16 protein-coding genes are annotated in these 18,409 nt (G+C 72.3%); 9 read left to right on the forward strand and 7 right to left on the reverse strand.

What is annotated here, in order from left to right; translation table 11 throughout:
* The first annotated feature begins 41 nt into the window (after positions 1–41).
* The gene (locus ACGFIO_RS00405) at positions 42–410 is read left to right on the forward strand and encodes a hypothetical protein (protein ID WP_392820106.1); all 369 of its coding nucleotides are present in this window, start codon (positions 42–44) and stop codon (positions 408–410) included.
* A gap of 276 nt (positions 411–686) precedes the next feature.
* On the opposite strand, the gene ACGFIO_RS00410 is transcribed toward ACGFIO_RS00405, so the two are convergent.
* Together ACGFIO_RS00410 and ACGFIO_RS00415 are read right to left on the reverse strand one after the other, a co-directional pair.
* Positions 687–1,319 carry a DUF3515 family protein gene (locus ACGFIO_RS00410; protein WP_392820108.1) on the reverse strand — a complete coding sequence of 211 codons (633 nt, stop codon included), beginning with the start codon at positions 1,317–1,319 and terminating at the stop codon, positions 687–689.
* Positions 1,320–1,321: 2 nt separating this feature from the next.
* A complete protein-coding gene (locus ACGFIO_RS00415) occupies positions 1,322–1,555 on the reverse strand; it encodes an Lrp/AsnC ligand binding domain-containing protein (RefSeq protein ID WP_285682767.1) in 234 nt (77 codons plus the stop codon).
* A 105-nt stretch (positions 1,556–1,660) separates the two neighbouring features.
* Between ACGFIO_RS00415 and ACGFIO_RS00420 the strand changes: the two genes are divergently transcribed.
* Together ACGFIO_RS00420 and ACGFIO_RS00425 are read left to right on the forward strand one after the other, a co-directional pair.
* On the forward strand, positions 1,661–2,596 hold the full coding sequence (locus ACGFIO_RS00420) for a thiamine-phosphate kinase (RefSeq protein ID WP_392820110.1): 936 nt from the start codon (positions 1,661–1,663) through the stop codon (positions 2,594–2,596).
* Between the two features lie 18 nt (positions 2,597–2,614).
* Positions 2,615–3,100 (forward strand): GNAT family N-acetyltransferase, encoded by a 486-nt coding sequence (locus ACGFIO_RS00425; RefSeq protein WP_392820113.1) that lies wholly within the window; start codon positions 2,615–2,617, stop codon positions 3,098–3,100.
* A 225-nt stretch (positions 3,101–3,325) separates the two neighbouring features.
* Here ACGFIO_RS00425 and rpmB read toward each other — a convergent pair whose 3' ends face one another.
* Positions 3,326–3,517 carry a 50S ribosomal protein L28 gene (rpmB, locus tag ACGFIO_RS00430; protein WP_030436140.1) on the reverse strand — a complete coding sequence of 64 codons (192 nt, stop codon included), beginning with the start codon at positions 3,515–3,517 and terminating at the stop codon, positions 3,326–3,328.
* 153 nt (positions 3,518–3,670) lie between these two features.
* Between rpmB and ACGFIO_RS00435 the strand changes: the two genes are divergently transcribed.
* The 4 genes from ACGFIO_RS00435 to ACGFIO_RS00450 are packed head-to-tail and all read left to right on the forward strand — an operon-like array spanning position 3,671 to position 8,521.
* Complete coding sequence (locus ACGFIO_RS00435; protein ID WP_392820116.1) at positions 3,671–5,485, forward strand: DAK2 domain-containing protein; 1,815 nt, start codon at positions 3,671–3,673, stop codon at positions 5,483–5,485.
* A complete protein-coding gene (recG, locus tag ACGFIO_RS00440) occupies positions 5,482–7,728 on the forward strand; it encodes an ATP-dependent DNA helicase RecG (protein WP_392820119.1) in 2,247 nt (748 codons plus the stop codon). The genes ACGFIO_RS00435 and recG overlap by 4 nt, the downstream gene beginning before the upstream one ends.
* A complete protein-coding gene (locus tag ACGFIO_RS00445) occupies positions 7,725–8,054 on the forward strand; it encodes a DUF952 domain-containing protein (RefSeq protein ID WP_392820120.1) in 330 nt (109 codons plus the stop codon). Before recG ends, ACGFIO_RS00445 begins: the two co-directional genes overlap by 4 nt.
* Positions 8,051–8,521 carry an AAA family ATPase gene (locus ACGFIO_RS00450; RefSeq protein ID WP_392820122.1) on the forward strand — a complete coding sequence of 157 codons (471 nt, stop codon included), beginning with the start codon at positions 8,051–8,053 and terminating at the stop codon, positions 8,519–8,521. The genes ACGFIO_RS00445 and ACGFIO_RS00450 overlap by 4 nt, the downstream gene beginning before the upstream one ends.
* Positions 8,522–8,593: 72 nt before the next feature.
* On the opposite strand, the gene ACGFIO_RS00455 is transcribed toward ACGFIO_RS00450, so the two are convergent.
* Genes ACGFIO_RS00455 through ACGFIO_RS00470 form a run of 4 tightly spaced genes read right to left on the reverse strand, consistent with a single transcriptional unit; the run spans position 8,594 to position 16,961 of the window.
* A complete protein-coding gene (locus ACGFIO_RS00455; protein ID WP_392820124.1) occupies positions 8,594–14,050 on the reverse strand; it encodes a carboxyl transferase domain-containing protein in 5,457 nt (1,818 codons plus the stop codon).
* A 12-nt stretch (positions 14,051–14,062) separates the two neighbouring features.
* Positions 14,063–15,157 carry a cystathionine gamma-lyase gene (locus ACGFIO_RS00460; protein ID WP_392820126.1) on the reverse strand — a complete coding sequence of 365 codons (1,095 nt, stop codon included), beginning with the start codon at positions 15,155–15,157 and terminating at the stop codon, positions 14,063–14,065.
* Positions 15,154–16,149 (reverse strand): NAD(P)H-dependent glycerol-3-phosphate dehydrogenase, encoded by a 996-nt coding sequence (locus ACGFIO_RS00465; protein ID WP_392820128.1) that lies wholly within the window; start codon positions 16,147–16,149, stop codon positions 15,154–15,156. Before ACGFIO_RS00465 ends, ACGFIO_RS00460 begins: the two co-directional genes overlap by 4 nt.
* Positions 16,146–16,961 carry a lysophospholipid acyltransferase family protein gene (locus ACGFIO_RS00470; protein ID WP_392820131.1) on the reverse strand — a complete coding sequence of 272 codons (816 nt, stop codon included), beginning with the start codon at positions 16,959–16,961 and terminating at the stop codon, positions 16,146–16,148. Before ACGFIO_RS00470 ends, ACGFIO_RS00465 begins: the two co-directional genes overlap by 4 nt.
* Before the next feature lie 571 nt (positions 16,962–17,532).
* Between ACGFIO_RS00470 and cofC the strand changes: the two genes are divergently transcribed.
* Both cofC and ACGFIO_RS00480 read left to right on the forward strand, forming a co-directional pair.
* The gene (cofC, locus tag ACGFIO_RS00475; RefSeq protein WP_392820134.1) at positions 17,533–18,177 is read left to right on the forward strand and encodes a 2-phospho-L-lactate guanylyltransferase; all 645 of its coding nucleotides are present in this window, start codon (positions 17,533–17,535) and stop codon (positions 18,175–18,177) included.
* 19 nt (positions 18,178–18,196) lie between these two features.
* Positions 18,197–18,400, forward strand: coding sequence for a cold-shock protein (locus ACGFIO_RS00480; protein WP_392820136.1), 204 nt, complete (start codon positions 18,197–18,199; stop codon positions 18,398–18,400).
* The last annotated feature ends 9 nt before the right edge of the window (positions 18,401–18,409 follow it).

Below are 18,409 nucleotides of genomic sequence, written 5' to 3' on the forward strand. Positions count from 1 at the left end.
GGTGATCGGGCTTGATCTGGTACGGGCATACGGTGACGGCCATGGAGTGGAACAGCTTCGATGGTGCTGAGGTGGCCGCGCTCACTCAGGGGACCGCGTTCGTGGCCGATCCCGGTGAGCGCGACTGCCCGTCGTGCGGGGCGCGGGCCGTCCGGGCGTACCTGACGACGCCGTCGAGCGCGCGCCGGCCCACCCTGGTCTCCTACGTGTGGTGCACGGGCTGCCGCAAGTTTGTCGGGACCCGCTCGGCGCTGCCGGCCGGCCTGGTCTTCACCGATCCGCTGGCGACGCTGCCGGCCCCCGAGCGGCGAGAGCTGGAACGCACGCTCAGCGGCTTCCTGGCGCACCTCGACCGGCTGTGGGACACGGGAGTGCTGCCACAGGCGTTCGGCGTCGAGAACGCATCCTGACCGGCCGGAAAGGTGATAGCCCTGGGCGGCGTCCGAGGCCCGGACACCGGTCCAGGGCTACCACTTAAGCCCGGGACACCACCCAGGGACTACTGCTAAAGCCCAGGCACCGCACGGGGACTACCGCTAAGCCCAGACACCGCCCAGGGACTGCCGGGCACCGCACGGGGACTACTGCTGAAGCCCCAGGGGCTACGGCTGAAGCCGGGACACCGCCCAGGGCCACCGCCGGAAGCCCGGACTGCGGCCGGGGCTGTCACTGGGGAGAAGGGCGGGTCAGGGGCCGCAGCCGGAGGGGACGCCTTCGGTGCGGGACTTGACCGTCTCGACCACGGTGTCGGAGAACTCGTTGGCCCACTGGGCCGGGTTCTGCAGGCCGGCCGGAACCGTCACCTGCACGGCCACCTCACGGTCCATCGTGGTGAAAACCGCACCGCCGGCGCCGGACCGGCCGTACCAGCAGACCCTGTCCATGATCAGCAGGTCGGCGGTGAGCGGCACACAACCCGCGGGACCGGTGCCGGTGGTCGGGCACATCTGGGGCTGGGCGACACCGCAGGCGACGGTCAGGGGCGGCTCGCCGTACGCCGCGTTCTGCTCGAGCCCGGCACTCACCTTGCGCGCCGGCAGATCGCGCACCGCGTTCGGCAGCTGCGAGGTAACCGCGAGACAGACCTGCGCCGCGCGCGCGTCGAGCTGGGGCGCGGCCATCCGCACAGGCGTGGACGGGACGGCCACCGGAGTGCTGGGAGTGGCGTCCGGGTTCGCCGCCGGGCCGGGTCGGACCGCGAGGAAGAACACCACCCCGACGACGACCGCGACCGGGATCGCGACCACGGCGGCCCAGAGCGCGGCCCGGCGATTGCCCGGGTCGGGTTGCACGGGGGTACGCGTCTCCAGGTCGACCATGCTCAGAGGTTTACCACGCTGCAGGTGAGGGTCCGCGTGATGCCCGGTACGTACTGGACTTTGCTCACAATCAGCCGACCGAGCTCGTCGACCGTGTGTGCCTCGGTCAGCACCACCACGTCGTAGGGGCCGGTGACCGCGTCGACGCGGACCACTCCGGCGATTTTGTCGATCGCGGCGGCCACGTCACGGGCCTTTCCGACCTCCGTCTGGATGAGGATGTATGCCTGGACCACGACTGACTCCTATCCGACGGTTCGACCCGAACGTGAAACTACCGTACGGAAGTGCTCAGCAGCGGGCCGCCACCATGAGGTGGCCACCACAAAGGGGGAAACCACGTGAGCATCGCCGAGGCCGGCGAGTTCGGGCTCATCGCGCGGATCGTCGCGCGCCTCGACGACGGACCGGCCACCCTGCTCGGGCCCGGGGACGACGCCGCCCTGGTCGCCGCGCCGGACGGCCGGGTGGCGGCGAGCACCGACGTGCTCGTCGAGGGCCGGCACTTCCGCCGGGACTGGTGCACGGCGGCCGATGTGGGTCACCGGGCGGCCGGGGCGAACCTGGCCGACATCGCGGCGATGGGTGCCACCCCGACCGCGTTGCTGGTGGCGCTGGTCGTACCCACCGATCTGGAGATCTCGTGGCCGGAGGAACTGGCCGGTGGGCTGTCGGCCGAGGCGGCCAAGGTGGGCGCGAGCGTGGTCGGCGGCGACGTCTCGGCCGGGCCGCTGACCATCGCGGTGACCGCGCTCGGCGACCTGGGCGGGCGGGCGCCGGTGACCCGGACGGGGGCGCAGCCGGGCGACGTGCTCGCGCTGGCCGGCCGGACCGGGTACGCCGCCGCCGGGTACGCCATCCTGTCCCGCGGCTTCCGCACCCCGAAGATCTTCGTCGAGGCGTACCGGCGGCCCGAGGTTCCGTACGCGGCCGGCGCGGCGGCGGCCCAGGCCGGCGCCACCGCGATGATCGACGTGTCGGACGGGCTGCTGCAGGATCTCGGGCACATCGCCACCGGCAGCGTCGTGGGCGTCGACGTGCGGCGGGAGGCGTTCACCGTGCCCGATCAGATGCGCGACGCGGCCAGCGCGCTCGGCGTCGACCCGTACCTCTGGATCCTGACCGGCGGGGACGACCACGCGCTGGCCGCGACCTTCCCGCCCGAGGCCGCGCTACCTCCGGGTTTCCAGAAGATCGGCACCGTGCACGAGGGCACCGGGGTGACCGTCGACCGCACTCCGTGGACCGGTGGCACCGGGTGGGACCACTTCAGATAAGAGCTAGTCTCGGGTCTCGTGAGTGAGATCGTGGTGCGTGAGATCGGCTTCGCCGATCCGCGGGTGCAGGCGCTGGTCGAGCAGGCGTTGACCGAGATGGGCCAGCGGTACGGCGGCAGCGGCGACGACACACCGGTGGCGCTGACCGACTTCGACCCGCCGGCCGGCCGGTTCTTCGCCGCGGCCGACGGCGACCGGCTGGTCGGGTGCGCCGGCTGGCGTCGCCACGGTACGGACGCCGAGCTCAAGCGCATGTTCACGATCAGGGCGGCGCGGGGCCGGGGCATCGCCCGCATGCTGCTGGCGGCGATCGAGGAGTCGGCCCGGGCGGCCGGGCTGCGCCGGGTGATCCTGGAGACCGGCGACAAGCAGCCGGAGGCGATCGGCCTCTACGAGTCGGCGGGATATGCCCGGATCGACGACTTCGGGTTCTATCGGGGGCAGCCGGGCGTGCTGTCGTACGCACTGCCGTTGGAGACCGGCGCCGTTTTCCGGGACGCCTGACCACGGCCGACGGCGGAACGGCTCGCCTGAGAGCAGCCGGCGCCACGGAGCACGTCGGCGTCGAGGCCTACGGGTTCACCGGTGCCGAGGACGGCCGCAGCGGCGCGGGGCCGGCCGGCGAAATGACTCGCTTGACCAGGGCCGGCGGAAATGCCTCAGCAGACCCCGGGGTGCCGGGGCCTGCTGATCAACACACTTGAGGGCCCGGAACGGGCCGGTACGCGATTAGGCGCGAACGACCTTGCCGGCCTTGATGCACGAGGTGCAGACCTGCAGCTTCTTGGTCGTGCCGCCACCGGCCGGGGTGCGTACCGACTGGATGTTCGGGTTCCAGCGGCGGTTGGTCCGCCGGTGCGAGTGGGACACGTTGTGGCCGAAGCCGGGCCCCTTGCCACAGACGTCACACACGCTAGCCACGGGAATACTCCTGAGATCTGAATCGAAAACCTTGAAGCGCCCAGGGCTGAACCGCCCACAGGCAACCCGACCACGGTACCTGATGGTTCGCCGAAGGAGCCAATCGGGTTCACGTCGGGCGGGATTGTCGGTCGTCCCCAGTAAGGTCGGAGCGTGCTGGAAACGTTGGACGACGCGGCCGTCCACCGCTGGTGCGGTGGCGGTCTCGCCGCGCTGCGGGCCCACCAGCACGAGATCGACGAGCTCAACGTCTATCCCGTGCCCGACGGTGACACGGGCACCAATCTCGTTCTCACGCTGACCTCGGCGGCCGAGGCCCTGTCGTCGGCCGACGCCACGACTCCGGATGCCGCCGAGAGCGGGACGCCGCTGGGGCGGGCGATGCGCCGGATGGCCCGTGGGGCGCTGCTCGGCGCCCGGGGCAATTCGGGCGTGATCGTGTCGCAGATCTTCCGGGGCATGGCCGACTCGTTCGCGACGGCGGTGGCGGTGCGCGGGGCCGAGCTGGCGACCGCGCTGCGGACGGCGTCCGAGGCGGCCTACGCGGCGGTGGCCCGGCCGGTCGAGGGCACGGTCCTGTCGGTGGTCGCGGCGGCGGCCGAGGCGGCGGGCCGGCTCAAGTCCGATGATGTACGCGCGGTGGCCCGCGCCGCGGCCCGAGCGGCGGCCGAGGCGCTGGCCCGCACCCCACAGCAGTTGCCGGTCCTGGCCCGGGCCGGGGTGGTCGACGCCGGCGGGCGTGGTCTCGTGCTCCTGCTCGACGCTCTCGTCGAGGCGCTGGGACCACCCGATCGATCGGCCCTCAAGGTGAGCGAGGAAGGGCCCCAGGGTGGGTTGAAAGGCTCGGCCGAGGATCACAAGAGCGGCCCCGACACGCGCCGCGAGACGCCGGAAACAGGCGGCACGGCCGAGGATCGTGCGGGCGATTCGGTGGGGTACGAGGTGCAGTACCTGTTGGACGCGAGCGTCGAGGCGGTCGAAGTGCTGCGCGGGCGGCTGGGTGGGCTCGGGGACTCGCTGGTGGTGGTCGGCACCGGGGACGGTGAGCCGCCGACCTGGAACGTGCACGTCCACGTGCCGGTCGAGGCGGTCGGCGCGGCCGTCGAGGCGGGGGTCGAGGCCGGGCGCCCGCACCGGATCGGGGTGACGCGGCTGGAGGATCGGCGCGGCGACCGTCGCGAGCATGACTCGCCGCACGAGGGGCACGAGGGACACGAGGGACACGAGGGACACGAGGGACACGAGGGACACGAGCATGACTCGCTGCACGAGGGGTCGGAGGAGCCTCGGCGGCGGGACGACGACGCCCCGGCCCGCAGTGCGCGCGGCGCCGTGGTGGTCGCGGCCGGGGAAGGGCTGACCGCGCTCTTCGGGGCCGAGGGCGCGGTGGTCGTCGACCGGAACCCGTCCACGGCGGAGATGCTGGCCGCTATTCAGGACACCGGCGCGGGCCGGGTCGTGCTGCTGCCCAACGACGCCAACACGCTGGCCGTGGCGACGGCGGCGGCCAAGGAAGCGGCCGGGGCGGGGCTGCGGGTCAGCGTGGTGCCGACCCGATCACCGGTGCAGGCGCTGGCCGCGCTGGCGGTGCGGGACGCGGGGCGGTCGTTCGCCGACGACGTGATCGCCATGGCCGAGGCGGCGGGCGCCTGCCGGTACGGCGAGGTGTGCACGGCCCAGCGTGAATCGTTGACCGTCGCGGGACGCTGCCGGCCGGGTGACCTGCTCGGGCTGGTCGACGGGGAGGTGCACATCATCGGCGACGATCTGCCCACGGTGGCCTGCCGGCTGGCCGACCGGATGCTCGGCGGCGGCGGTGAGCTGGTCACGCTCGTGCTCGGTGCCGGCGTACCGGACGGGCTGCACGAGACCCTGACCGCCCACATCGGACGCCAGTGGCCGTTCGCCGAGGTGCAGACGTTCAGCGGCGGGCAGCCGCGATACCACCTACTGGTAGGAGTCGAGTGAGCGAGACGACGACCGCCACCACGACCACGACGCCGCTGGAGCAGGTGCTCGGTGGCAAGACCGCCAAGGCCCTGGCCGACCATCTCGACCTGCACACCGCGGGCGACCTGATCTACCACTTCCCGCGGCGTTACGACGAGCGGGGCGAGCACACCGACATGCGCCGGCTCGAGGTCGGCGAGCAGGTGACGTTGCTGGCTCAGGTGCGCGCGGTCAACGTCAAGCCGATGCGGGCGCGGCGCGGCAACATGCTCGAGGTGACCATCGGGGACGGGTCCGGCGCCACGCTCACCTGCACGTTCTTCAATCAGGCGTGGCGGCAGCGCGAGCTGCGTACCGGACGATGGGGGTTGTTCGCCGGCAAGGTGACCGACTTCCGGGGCAAGCGGCAGCTCAACGGCCCGGCCTACCAACTGCTCAGCGCGGACGCGACCGAGGACGAGGCGGCCGAGGAGATCGAGGAGTTCGCGGGCGCGTTGATCCCGGTCTATCCGGCGGCGGCCGCGGTGCCGACCTGGGTGATCTCGAAATGCGTGCGGACCCTGCTCGACACGTTCCAGCCACCGGACGATCCGCTGCCGGCCACCACCCGGGCCGGCCACAACCTGATCGGCATCGGTAGGGCGCTGCACGAGATTCACCGGCCCAGCTCGCAGGAGGATCTGTACCGGGCGAAATATCGGCTCAAGTGGGACGAGGCTTTCGCCGTACAGCTGACTCTGGTGCAGCGCAAGGCCAACGCGGCCGCCGCCCCGGCAATCGCGCGACCCCGTGCCGAGAGCGGGCTGCTGGCCAAGTTCGACGCGGCGCTTCCCTACGAGCTGACCGAGGGCCAGCGCGACGTGGGCGAGGAGATCGCGGCCGACCTGGCCCGGCCGCACCCGATGCACCGGCTGCTGCAGGGCGAGGTCGGTTCGGGCAAGACCTTGGTTTCGGTACGCGCGATGCTCCAGGTCGTCGACGCCGGTGGCCAGGCCGCTCTGCTCGCCCCGACCGAGGTGCTGGCCACCCAGCACTTTCGCGGAATCAGCGCCCAGCTCGGCCCGCTCGGCCGGGCCGGTGAGATCGACGGCGACCCGGCCGGCACCCAGGTGACCCTGGTGACCGGCTCGCAGGGGGCCAAGGCGCGGCGGGCGGCGCTGGCCAAGGTCGCGGACGGCACCGCCGGCATCGTCGTCGGCACCCACGCGCTGCTGTACGAGGGGGTCGACTTCTCCGATCTCGGGCTGGTCGTGGTCGACGAGCAGCACCGCTTCGGCGTCGAGCAGCGGGACGCGTTGCGGGCCAAGGCCGCCCAGCCGCCGCACGTGCTGGTGATGACGGCCACGCCGATCCCGCGCACGGTGGCCATGACTGTCTACGGCGACCTCGAGACGTCGGTGCTGTCGCAGTTGCCGCGGGGTCGTTCGCCGATCGCCTCGCACGTCGTGCCCGCCCTGGAGAAGCCGCAGTTCCTCGACCGGGCCTGGAAGCGGCTGCGCGAGGAGGTCAAGGCCGGCCATCAGGCGTACGTGGTGTGCCCTCGGATCGGCGAGGCCGGCTCGGACGAGGACGGGGAGCCGCCTTCAGACTCGGCCTTCAGTCCCGACCGGGACGGTGGCGGGGCTGCGGACGGCGAGGCGGCGCGACGGCCGCCCTTGGCCGTGATGGACGTCGCGCCGGCCCTGGAGGAAGGCCCGCTGAAGGGCCTGCGGATAGCCATTTTGCACGGGAAGCTGCCGGCCGACGAGAAGGACGCGGTGATGCGCGCGTTCGCCGCCGGGGCTCTCGACGTGCTGGTGTCGACCACGGTCATCGAGGTCGGCGTGGACGTGCCCAACTCCACCGTCATGATCATCATGGACGCCGACCGATTCGGCGTCTCCCAGCTGCACCAGCTGCGCGGCCGGGTCGGCCGGGGTTCCGCCGCCGCCGTCTGCCTGTTGGTCAGCGAGGCGGCCGAGGGTACGCCGGCCCGCGAGCGCCTGGAGGCGGTGGCGTCCACCACCGACGGCTTCAGGCTCTCCGAGATCGACCTGGAACAGCGCCGCGAGGGTGACGTGCTCGGCGCCTCGCAATCCGGAAAGCATTCACATCTGCGCTTGCTGTCGCTGCTGCGGGACGAGAAGCTCATCAAGGAGGCGCGCGCCGAGGCCGCTTCACTCGTCGAGGACGACCCGATGCTGTCGCGCTACCCCGCGCTGGCCGCCTCGGTAGCCGCCCTGGTCGACGAGGAGAGAGCCGAGTTCCTGGAGAAGGGTTGATCTACCACTTCTGCCGGCGTTCGGATTATTCGTCCGACGCCGAGCTCTACATCAACGAGACGCTGTCCACGCAGGGGTTCATCCACTGCTCGCCACGCGATCACGTGCACGTGCCGGCCACCCTGCGCGCCCGCGGCCAGCCCGACCTGGTGGTCCTGGAGATCGACGAGACGCGGCTGCCGAAGCCGCCGGTGTGGGAGGACGGTGACCCGCCGGACCCCGACGGCCGGCTGTTCCCACACGTGTACGGCCCGATCCCGACCGCCGCGGTGGTCGCCGTGCACGACCTGCCACCGCGCCCGGACGGGTCGTTCGCGCCACTGTGACCATCCTGATCACCGGGATGTCGGGCACCGGCAAGTCGACCGTCCTGGCCGAGCTGGGCCGGCGCGGCCATCGGGTGGTCGACACCGACTACGGCGGCTATGCCGTGGAAACCGCCGACGGTCAGGTCTGGGACGAGGAACGCGTCGGCGCGCTCCTCGGCACCGGCCCGGATTTCGTCAGCGGCTGCGTACCGAACCAGGGCGTCTTCTATCCCCGCTTCGCCGCCGTGGTCCTGCTCAGCGCGCCGCTCGACGTCCTGCTGGAACGGGTTGGGGCCCGCACCACCAACCCGTTCGGCCGTACGCCGGAGCAGCGGGCCCGGATCGCCGCCGACCACGCCGCCGTCGAGCCGCTGCTGCGGGCCGGCGCCAGCATCGAACTGGACGCCCGCCGCCCGGTCGAAGACCTCGCCGCCGAAATCGAAACCATCAGTGGTAGCCCAACGCGGCATCCGCCCCGCCCATAGCGCCGTCGGCTACCACCGAGCCTTTCGGCGGTGTCGGAGCGCGTGACGGCGCCCTGGGCTACCACTGCGGTTTCAGCGCTTCAGGCCGTGCTCGATCGCCTCGATGATGCGCGGCCGCAGCTCGACCGCGCTGATGATCGCGTCGACCGAACCGACCTCGACCGCCCGCTGGATGCTGTGCACCCGGTCGAACTCGGCCGCCACCTCACCCAGCTTCTCGGACCGGACCGCCGACCGCACCTCGGCCAGTTCGACGTTCAGCGCCGCACGGTCGGCCCCGCTGGCCGCGGCCACCCGGGAGACCAGGTCGGCCACCCGCGGGTCATTGGTGGTGCGGTTGTTGACCTCGCCGGAGAAGACCACCGCCGCCGCGGGCGCGCCGCCCAGTACCGAGGCGAACGAGCCCTCCAGCGCCAGCACGGTCATGTTCGGATTCAGCGCCTTGGAGAACACCACGAACGCGCCGCCGTGATAGCGCGAGATCACGGTGAACACGATCGGGCCCTCGAAGTTGACGATCGCCCGGCCGATCTCGGCGCCGTACTCCAGCTGCAGCTTGCGCATCGACTCGGGCGATCCGTCGAAACCGGACAGATTCGCCAGCACCACCAGCGGCCGGTTGCCGGAGGCGGCGTTGATCGCCCGTGCCGTCTTCTTCGACGAGCGCGGGAACAGCGTGCCCGCGGTGTACGTGTCCGGTCCGTCGGTGGGCGGGAAGCCCCGCCGCGACACCGACCGGGACTCGATCCCGATCAGGCAGACCGGCCAGCCACCGATGTGCGCGTCCTGCACGACCGACGTGTCGGCGTCGGCCATGCCGGCCCAGCGCTCCAGCACCGCGTGGTCCTGGTCGGCGAGAGCGCGCATCACCGTACGGATGTCGAAGGCCTTTTTCCGGTCCGGGTTGTGGGTCGCCGCGAAGATCTGCCCGACCGTGGTGAAGTCGCTGCCGGCGAAGGTGTGCGGGTAATCCGAGACGTCCCGGTCGGCCGGGTCGTTGGTGCCGGCCCGGCGCGGCCCGGACTCGCCCGGCACGACGTACGTGTGGTCGTAGTGCGCCATCAGCACGTCGCGGGCCGAGATCAGGTCGGGCGCCCAGTATTGCGCCTGCCCGTTCGGGCCCATCACGCGGTCGTACCCGCCGATGCCGTAGTTGTCCTCGGCCGAGACGCCGCCCGAGAAGTCCAGCGACTGCTTGCCGGTCAGCACCATCGCCGAGTCGGGGGTCATGACCAGGATGCCCTTGGTGTGCATGAGCATGGTGGCCTCGGCGTTCCAGTACGGCTGGGCGCCGACGTTGATGCCCGCGACCACGATGTTGATCTCGCCACCGGCCTGGGTGAACGTGACGATCCGCTTGAGCGCGGCGGCCACCCAGTCCATGTTCTCGGTGCCCGAGGACATCGAGATGCGGGCCCCCGCCGACAGGGCGAACCATTCCAGGGGTACGCCCATCCGCTCGGCCAGGTCGAGCGCGGCGATGACCCGGGCACACTCCGGCTCGGACAGCGCGCCCAGCGCCTTGGTCGGGTCGCCGAGCAACACCACCCGGGTCACGCCCTCGGGGTACCGGGCGGTCGGCGTGGTGACCACACCGGCCACGATCGCGGCCTTGTTCCGCCCGGCCGGCCGGTCCACCGGCGTCAGGACGCCGCTCTCGTCAAGGTCGTACTCGGCGAAACGGCCGAGCATGCCGGTGATCTCGTACGGGTAGGCGTTGCCCCGCCGCGCCGCCCGCAGCACCTTCTGCCGGTAGTCGTCGAGCGGCCGCACCGGCTCGTCGGTCGGCTTGTCCACGCTGACCCGGGCGCCCCGACCGGGCTCGATGGTGATCGTCACGGCGACCTCGGTCAGCTCCCCGGACGAGCCGCGCTGCCGGGCCAGGAACTGGACCTCGTCCAGCCCGGCGCCGGCCGTGGTCGGCAGGATGCGCTGCACCAGTGCGTTGAGCTCCTCGGGGGTGAGCTCGGTGGACGGCCAGACGTACATCATGATCCGGTTGGTGTCGAAGCGCTTGTTCTGCGGCCGCTGCGCCTGGATGTTGCGGATCGCGTCGAGGCCGGCGGTGATCGCGTCCTCGACCGCGGGCAGGGCCACCAGCCGGCCGTCGGCCTCGCGCAGCGGCGTCAGGTCACGGACCTGGCCCATCGCGATCAGCCGCTCGTCGGCCGGGTTGCTGTGCGCCACCGCCTTGAAGAGGTAGATCTCCTCGTCGACCGAGGGCAGCCGGGTCAGGTGGAACTCGCGCAGGCGCTGCAACTGCAGCCGCCGGGCGATGGCCGGGTGCAGGCCCCGGATCAGCCGGTCCTCCACCAGTGCGCCGCCGTCGTTGTCGGGGCGGAAGGTGAAGTGGTGGTGCATCACGCCGCTGGTGCCGGCGATCGTGGTGGTGATCCGGCGTACCCCGGCCGGCAATGGCTCGGCCGCGAGGTAGTCCCCCAGCCGCCGGGCCAGCTCGTCGACGTCCTCGGGCTGGCTGTCCCAGGCCACGTACAGGTCGGCGACCAGCCCGCGGTCCGGCACACCCCGCGCGACCTCGAAGACGGCGGCGACCGCGGCCGGCAGTGCGGCGATGTCCACGGCCGTCGTGACCATCCGCGTCACCCGGTCGGGGGCGGTGTGCTGGGCCGTGACGAACCGGCAGCCGCCGACCTCTCGGGTGGTGATCTCGGAGAGCGAGCGGTTGCCGTAGTAGCGGCGGGTCACCACCTCGAGCAGCGGGGCGGGGTCGCGGCCGGGCCGGCCGATCCGCTGGCCGATCAGCCGGACCAGAGGCTCCGACGAGGCGACCATGGCCTGGATCCGCTCGGCGCGGTCCGGGGCGTCCGGGTTGCGGTCGAGGTGGCGCAGGTCGTCGCGGATGGCCGCGTACACCTTGGCCCGGTTGCGCCGCAGCAGCGGCTGGGCGAACCAGCGGAACACCACCCCGCGGGCCAGGTCGGACACCGCCGGGAAGCGGATCTGGGTGGCCTCGACGAGGTGTTCGAGGCCGAGCCCGGCCCGTTCCAGCAGGGCGTCGTCGAACGGCGGTGGCCCCGCGATCCATTGCCGGAGCAGGCCGGACACCACCTCGACGTCGGCGGTCATGCGCTGCTGGGCCAGGAAGATGCGGAAGACCGCCGACTCCAGCTCGGGCGTACGGTCGAGGGCGGTGACGCCGTAGTGGCCGAGCACCCGCTGCAGCCGTGCCTGGAACGTCTCCGGTACGCCGGCCCGCTCGACGTCGAGGCTCTGCAGATAGCTGTGGAAGTATTCGCGCGGGCTGTGCACCGGGCTGCCCGGTTCCAGCTCGATGTCGCCGCCCGGCTTGTTGCGGCTCAGCTCGAGCAGGTCGGCGAACACGGTCATCAGGTCGGCCTCGCCGGGCGAGACGCGGCCGCCGCGGGCGGACAGGTAGCCGGCCAGCAGCCGCTTGCGGTCGTCCGGCTCGACGTCAAAACCGAGCAGCAGGCTGCGCAGATCCTCCAGGCTACGGTCGGCGGTGGGCTCACCGCCCTCGGCCGCGGGCAGGTCGATCGAGCCGGCCGAGGAACTCGCCGCCTCCTCGACCGCGTCGCCCAGCGGTTCCAGCCGCAGCACCGGCGCACCGGTCTCGACCTGGCTGCCGACCGACACCGGCAGCTCGCGGACCCGGGCGTGGAACGGCGCCCGCAGGACGTTCTCCATCTTCATGCTCTCCAGCACGAGGACGGGAGCGCCGGCGTCGACCTCGTCGCCGACCGCCACCGGGGTGGCGACGACCAGGGCGGGGGCGGGTGAGCGGACGACGCCGCCCTCGTCCCGGCTGACCCGGTGGGTGACGCCGTCCACCTCGACCAGATGGGTCGGGCCGTGGGTGGCGGTGACCAGCCGGAACCGGTGGCCGTTGACCAGGATCCGGCCCAGGTGCTCGTCGTACTGCTCCAGCTCGACGTCGGCCCGGTGCAGGTCGGCGCCGACCGCGATGGCGACCCGGAACCGCTTCGGACCGACCCGGGAGACCCGGACCCGGTACGACGCGCCGCGCAGCTTGAGGTCGAGCGGCCGGCCACTGTCGTGCCGGACCTGCGGGCGGCCGCCGTGCGCGGTGGCCAGCAGACGCTGCCGGCTGACCTCCTCCTCGTCCTGGTAGGCCTCGATCGCGGCGGCGGCCAGCGCGACTGCGGAGTGCCGGTGGCTGACCAGCCGGCCTTCAGCCCGGACGCGGTCGATCCAGCCGGTGTCGGCGCTGCCGTCGATCACCTCGGGCTGGGCCAGCAGGTCGAGCACGAAGCTCTTGTTGGTGGCGCCGCCCTCGATGATCACAATGGTCTCGGCCATCGCCCGGCGGAGGCGACCGAGGGCCTCGTCACGGTCCCGGCCGTACGCGATGATCTTCGCGATCATCGAGTCGAACGCGGCCGGAATCGAGTCGCCCTCGCTCACCCCGGTGTCGACCCGGACGCCGGGACCAGCCGGCAGCACCAGCCGGGCGATGCGGCCGGGCGACGGCGCGAAGTCCCGGTCCGGGTCCTCGGCGTTGAGCCGGGCCTCGACCGCGTGCCCGCTCTCGGGCGGTTGCGGGCCCTCCAGCCGGCCGCCCGCGGCCACGTGCAGCTGCAGCCGGACCAGGTCGGTGCCGGTGGTGATCTCGGTGATCGGGTGCTCGACCTGCAGGCGGGTGTTGACCTCGAGGAACGCGAAGAGGCCCTGGCCCGGGTGGAAGAGGAACTCGACGGTGCCGGCGCCGCGGTAGCCGACCGCGAGGGCCAGCCGGACCGCCGACGCCTTGAGCTCGGCCGCCTGCTCGGCCGTCATGACGACCGAGGACGACTCCTCGATGACCTTCTGGTTGCGGCGCTGAACCGAGCAGTCGCGGACGCCGAGCGCCCACGCCGTGCCCTGCCCGTCGGCGATGACCTGCACCTCGACGTGCCGGGCCCCGGTGACCAGACGCTCCAGGAAGACCACGCCGGAGCCGAACGCGCGCAGCGCCTCCTGGCTGGTGCGCTCGTACGCGTCGGTCAGGTCGGCCGCGGTGTCGACGCGCCGGATGCCCCGGCCGCCACCACCGGCGGTCGCCTTGAGCATCAGCGGGTAGCCGATCTCGTCGCCCGCCCGCAGCGCGTCCTCCAGGGTCGCCACCTCGCCCCGGCTCCACGGCGCGACCGGGACCCCGACCTCCTCGGCGATCAGCTTCGAGCCGATCTTGTCCCCGAGCTTGCGCATCGCCTCGGCGCTCGGGCCGACGAAGGTGACGCCGATCCGCGCGCACAACTCGGCGAAGTTGGGGTCCTCGGCCACAAAGCCCCAGCCGACCCAGGCCGCGTCGGCACCCACGTCGAGCAGGGCGCGCTCGAGGAGGTCGTGGTTCAGGTAGGGACGGGCGGACGCCGGGCCCAGCGGATGCGCGACGTCGGCCTCGCGGACGAACGTGGCGCTGCTGTCCTCGTCGGTGTAGAGCGCCACCGTCTCGATCCGCGTCCCGGTCTCGGCGGACAGATCCCGGACGGCGTGGATGAGCCGCATCGCGGCCTCTCCGCGGTTGACGATGGCGACACGTTTGAACACCGGTTGAGCCTCCTAGGCGTCGAGTGCGGCGGTGAGGTCTGCGAGCAGGTCCTCAGTGTCCTCGATCCCACAGGACAACCGGACGAACCCCTCGGCGGTGTCGTCTCCCCACTGCGCCCGGCGGTCGGCCGTGGTGTGCACCCCGCCGAACGAGGTGGCGGCGAACACCAGCTTCGCGGACGTGAGGATATCGGCAACCCGGGACGCGCTGCCCAGGTCGAAGGAGACCACCCCCGGGATCCGGCGCATCTGCTCCGAGGCGATCCGGAACGACGGGTCGGTGGGCAGCCCGGGCCAGCGCACGCCGGTCACGTCCGGCCGCCGGAGCAGCATCTCCGCGACCGCGGCGGCGTTGGCCGTCTGCCGGGCCAGTCGCAGATCGAGCGTGGCCAGCGAGCGGTGGGCGAGCCAGCAGTCGAAGGCGCCGGGGATGCCCCCGGTCTGTGCCCGCCAGGTGGTGACCTTGTCCAGCAGCTGCTCGTCGTTGGTGGCGACGTAGCCCAGCAGGACGTCGGAGTGCCCGGTCAGCGCCTTGGTGCCGGAGGCGGCGACCAGGTCGGCCCCGAGCTCCAGCGGCCGCTGCCCGAGCGGTGTCGCGGTGGTGTTGTCGACCGCGAGCAGGGCGCCGGCGGCGTGCGCGGCCTCGGCCATGGCCCGCACGTCGCACACGTCCAGGCCGGGGTTGGCCGGGGTCTCGATCAACACCAGGCGTACGCCGGTAAAGGCCGGATAGGGACCGGCGGTCGGCACCAGGATCGTGCTGACACCCAGCTCACGCAGTGTCCCCTCGGCGAACGCCCGGACCGCGAAGTATCCGTCGGCGGGCAGCGCGACGGTGTCGCCGCTCCGCAGCACGCTCAGCAGCAGCGCGGTGATCGCCGCCTGCCCGGACCCGAAGGCCCGCACCCGGCCGCCCTCCAGCGACCCGATCGCGTCCTCCAGGTGGCGCCGGGTCGGGTTGTCCGGTCGGCCGTAACCGTTCTCGGCCGGGCCTTTCTCGGGGTCGAGGTGGTAGGGCGCCGCGAACACCGGACCGGGCAGGAAGGGCTCCCCCGGCGCCGGCGCGGGCAGCCCGGCGTGCACCACGCGGGTGCCGTCGCCTGTCATTCCGGCTTCATCTCCCGGCCCATCAGCAGCTTGACCGCCACCCGGGGGTCCACGCCCTCGTGGCAGACCCGCTCGACCTGCTCGGTGATCGGCATCTCGACCGCGTGCGCCCGGGCCAGGTCGCGGATGGCCAGGCAGCTCTTCACGCCCTCGGCGGTCTGCCGGGTCGCCTTCTGCGCCTGCTCGAGCGACTCGCCGCGGCCGAGGTGCTCGCCGAACGTGTGGTTGCGGGACAGCGGCGACGAGCAGGTGGCGACCAGGTCGCCCAGCCCCGCCAGCCCGGCGAAGGTCATCGGGTCGGCGCCCAGCGCCACGCCCAGCCGGGTCGTCTCGGCCAGCCCGCGGGTGATCAGCGACGCCTTGGTGTTGTCGCCCATTCCCATCGCCGAGGCCATGCCGTACGCCAGCGCGATCACGTTCTTGACGGCGCCACCGATCTCGCAGCCGATCACGTCGTCACTGGTGTACGGCCGCAGGTACGGCAGCGCGACGGCGTGCTGCACGAGCTGCGCCCGGTCGGGGTCGGTGCCGGCCACGACCGTGGCGGCGGGCTGCTCGGCGGCGATCTCGGGGGCCAGGTTGGGCCCGGACACGACCACCACCCGCCGCGGGTCGACCTTGGCCGTCTCGACTATCACCTGGCTCATCCGCTTGGTCGTGCCCAGCTCGATGCCCTTCATCAGGGAGATGAGGGTGGCGTCGGCGGGCAGGTGCGGCGCCCAGTCGGCCAGGTTGCCGCGCAACGTCTGCGACGGCACGGCCAGGAACACCATATCGGCGCCGGTCACCGCACTGGCCAGGTCGCTGGTCGCGGTGACCCGGTCGGGCAGCCGGACGCCGGGCAACGAGCCCTCGTTGACGTGCTGCTCGCGGATGGCTGCGGCGACCGGCTCGCGGCGCGCCCACATGGTCACATCGGCCCCGCCGTCGGCCAGGATCTTGGCGAACGCGGTGCCCCACGCCCCGGCCCCGATCATCGCGGCGCGGGTCATTCGGCCACCGCCGGCGGTTCGGTCGTGGTTTTCGTACCGGCCGGGGCCGCGGACTCGGTCGCGGCCCCTGAACCGGCCGAGGGCGGAGGCTCGGTCGCCGGCGCGACCGGACGGCGGGCGGACGGCTGGTACAGCGGCGGCGCGTCACCCTCGCGGATCTGGCTCAGCAGATCGCGGATGGTCAGCATGATGTGCTCGGTGATCTCGTCGAGCACCTGCTTGGTCGGCTCCTGCCCGCGCCACTTGCTCAGGTCGAGCGGCGGCCCGGCGATCGCGCTGACCGTACGCCGCGGCCGCAGTGAGATCTTCTTGGTCCGCGAGTCGTAGATTTGGTACGCACCCCACTGGGCCAGCGGAATCACCGGCGTGTCGGTACGCAGCGCGAGCCGGGCGGCGCCGGTCTTGCCGCGCATCGGCCACAGGTCGGGTTCCTTGGACGTGGTGCCCTCCGGGTAGATCACCACCGTGCCCTCGTCGGCCAGCGCGGCGAGCAGCGCGTCCAGGCTCTTCACCGCCTCCACACTGCCGCGTTCGACCGGGACCTGCTTGACCTTCACCAGGAACGGGCCGAGCACCGGCACCTTCCACAGGCTGGCTTTGGCCAGGAAGCGCGGCCAGCGGCCGATGTCGTAGAGAAAGTGCGAGACGACCAGCGGGTCGAAGTGCGAGGCGTGGTTGGCGACCAGGATCACCCCGCCGGAGGTGGGCAGGTTGGCCTGGCCGTGCCAGGTGCGCTTGGTCATCACCTTGAGCATCGGCAGCACGATGACCACCGCCAGCCGCCGCCAGAACCCCAGCCTGCGGATCGCCACGACCCCTCCTGCCTCTGCCCCGCTGCACCGGACGCCTGTGTGCCGGTGCGGTGAGCGCCGCTCCGGTCGTCTGGGACGAAATCATGCCTGCTCCCGCCCCGCCAAACCAGGCGGCCCCCGCCCGATGATGCACACCTGTGCCCGACCACCCGCCGCCCGCCTTTGCTCTGAGCACACATATGCATCACCCCGGCGTCGCGGTCGGGAAGGCTCAGCCACTGAGCTGCGATGCGTATTTGTGCTCAGAGCAAAGGGCCGGCGGTGGGGAGGGAGCGTGATGAGTATTTGTGCTCAGAGCAAAGGCGCCACGGCCGGAAGCGGGCGACGACGCGCATCTGCGCTCAGAGCAAAGGCGCCACGGCGGGGAGGGGACGACGACGCGCATCTGCGCTCAGAGCAAAGGCGCCGCGGCGGGGAGGGGACGGCGATGCGTATCTGTGCTCAGAGCAAAGGCGCCACGGCAGGAAGCGGGCGACGACGCGCATCTGCGCTCAGAGCAAAGGCGCCGCGGCGGGGAGGGGACGGCGATGCGTATCTGTGCTCAGAGCAAAGGGCGCGGCAGGATGGTGGGGTGAGCGACTCGTGGACCGCGGTGATCCCGGTCAAACGACTGGATCTGGCCAAGACCCGGCTGCGCGGCGCGGTGCCCGCCGCCCGGCACCAGGACCTGGCCCTGGCCATGCTGGCCGACACGACCGCCGCGGTGCTGACCTGCGCCGAGGTGACCGAGCTGTTGGTGGTGACCGATGACCCGGCGGCCGCCGAGATCGCCCGGGGGCTGGGCGCGCGTCCGGTGCCGGACGAGCCCGGGGCCGGGTTGAACGCGGCCTTCCGGTTCGGCGCCGACGTGGTCGCGGGGCGGGGCCGCGACCGGGTCGCCCTGCAGGGTGACCTGCCGGCGCTGCGGCCGGCCGAGCTGGGTGAGGCGCTGCGGTCGATCGAGCGCCGGGGGTTCGTGGCCGACGCGGCCGGCACCGGGACGGTGCTGCTGGGCGTACGCCGGGAATGGGATCTCGACCCTCGGTTCGGCCCGGGATCGGCGGCGGCGCACGCGGCGTCGGGCGCGGCCGCGCTGACCGGCGACTGGCCTGGGCTCCGGCAGGACGTGGACACCGCCGACGATCTCCGGGCCGTGCTGACGCTCGGGGCCGGGCCGCACACCTGCGACCTGCTGCGTGATCTCGGACTCACCTCTTCCTGCCTCCCCGCGGCCTGACGGGCGGTAGCTTCAAGGCATGCAGGGCACGATCTCCGGTTTCGATCCGGATGCGCATACCGGGACATTGCTGCTCGATGACGGCACTGAGCTGGAGTTCGGCCCGGAGGCGTTCGCCGCGTCCGGTTTGCGCCTGCTCCGGCTGGGCCAGCGGGTGGTGATCGAGTCGACCGTCATAGGAGGGGTGACCAGCGTCTCGATACCCGGGATCGACCCAAATTGATCTTGAGGC

Source organism: Actinoplanes sp. NPDC049265, assembly GCF_043197135.1.
Taxonomy (GTDB): Bacteria; Actinomycetota; Actinomycetes; order Mycobacteriales; family Micromonosporaceae; genus Actinoplanes.

Excerpts from the sequence above, each read along its gene's own strand:
- ACGFIO_RS00405 (WP_392820106.1), top strand. The coding sequence starts at position 42 with ATGGAGTGGAACAGCTTCGATGGTGCTGAGGTGGCCGCGCTCACTCAG.
- ACGFIO_RS00410 (WP_392820108.1), bottom strand. The coding sequence starts at position 1,319 with ATGGTCGACCTGGAGACGCGTACCCCCGTGCAACCCGACCCGGGCAAT.
- ACGFIO_RS00460 (WP_392820126.1), bottom strand. The coding sequence starts at position 15,157 with ATGACAGGCGACGGCACCCGCGTGGTGCACGCCGGGCTGCCCGCGCCG.
- ACGFIO_RS00465 (WP_392820128.1), bottom strand. The coding sequence starts at position 16,149 with ATGACCCGCGCCGCGATGATCGGGGCCGGGGCGTGGGGCACCGCGTTC.
- ACGFIO_RS00480 (WP_392820136.1), top strand. The coding sequence starts at position 18,197 with ATGCAGGGCACGATCTCCGGTTTCGATCCGGATGCGCATACCGGGACA.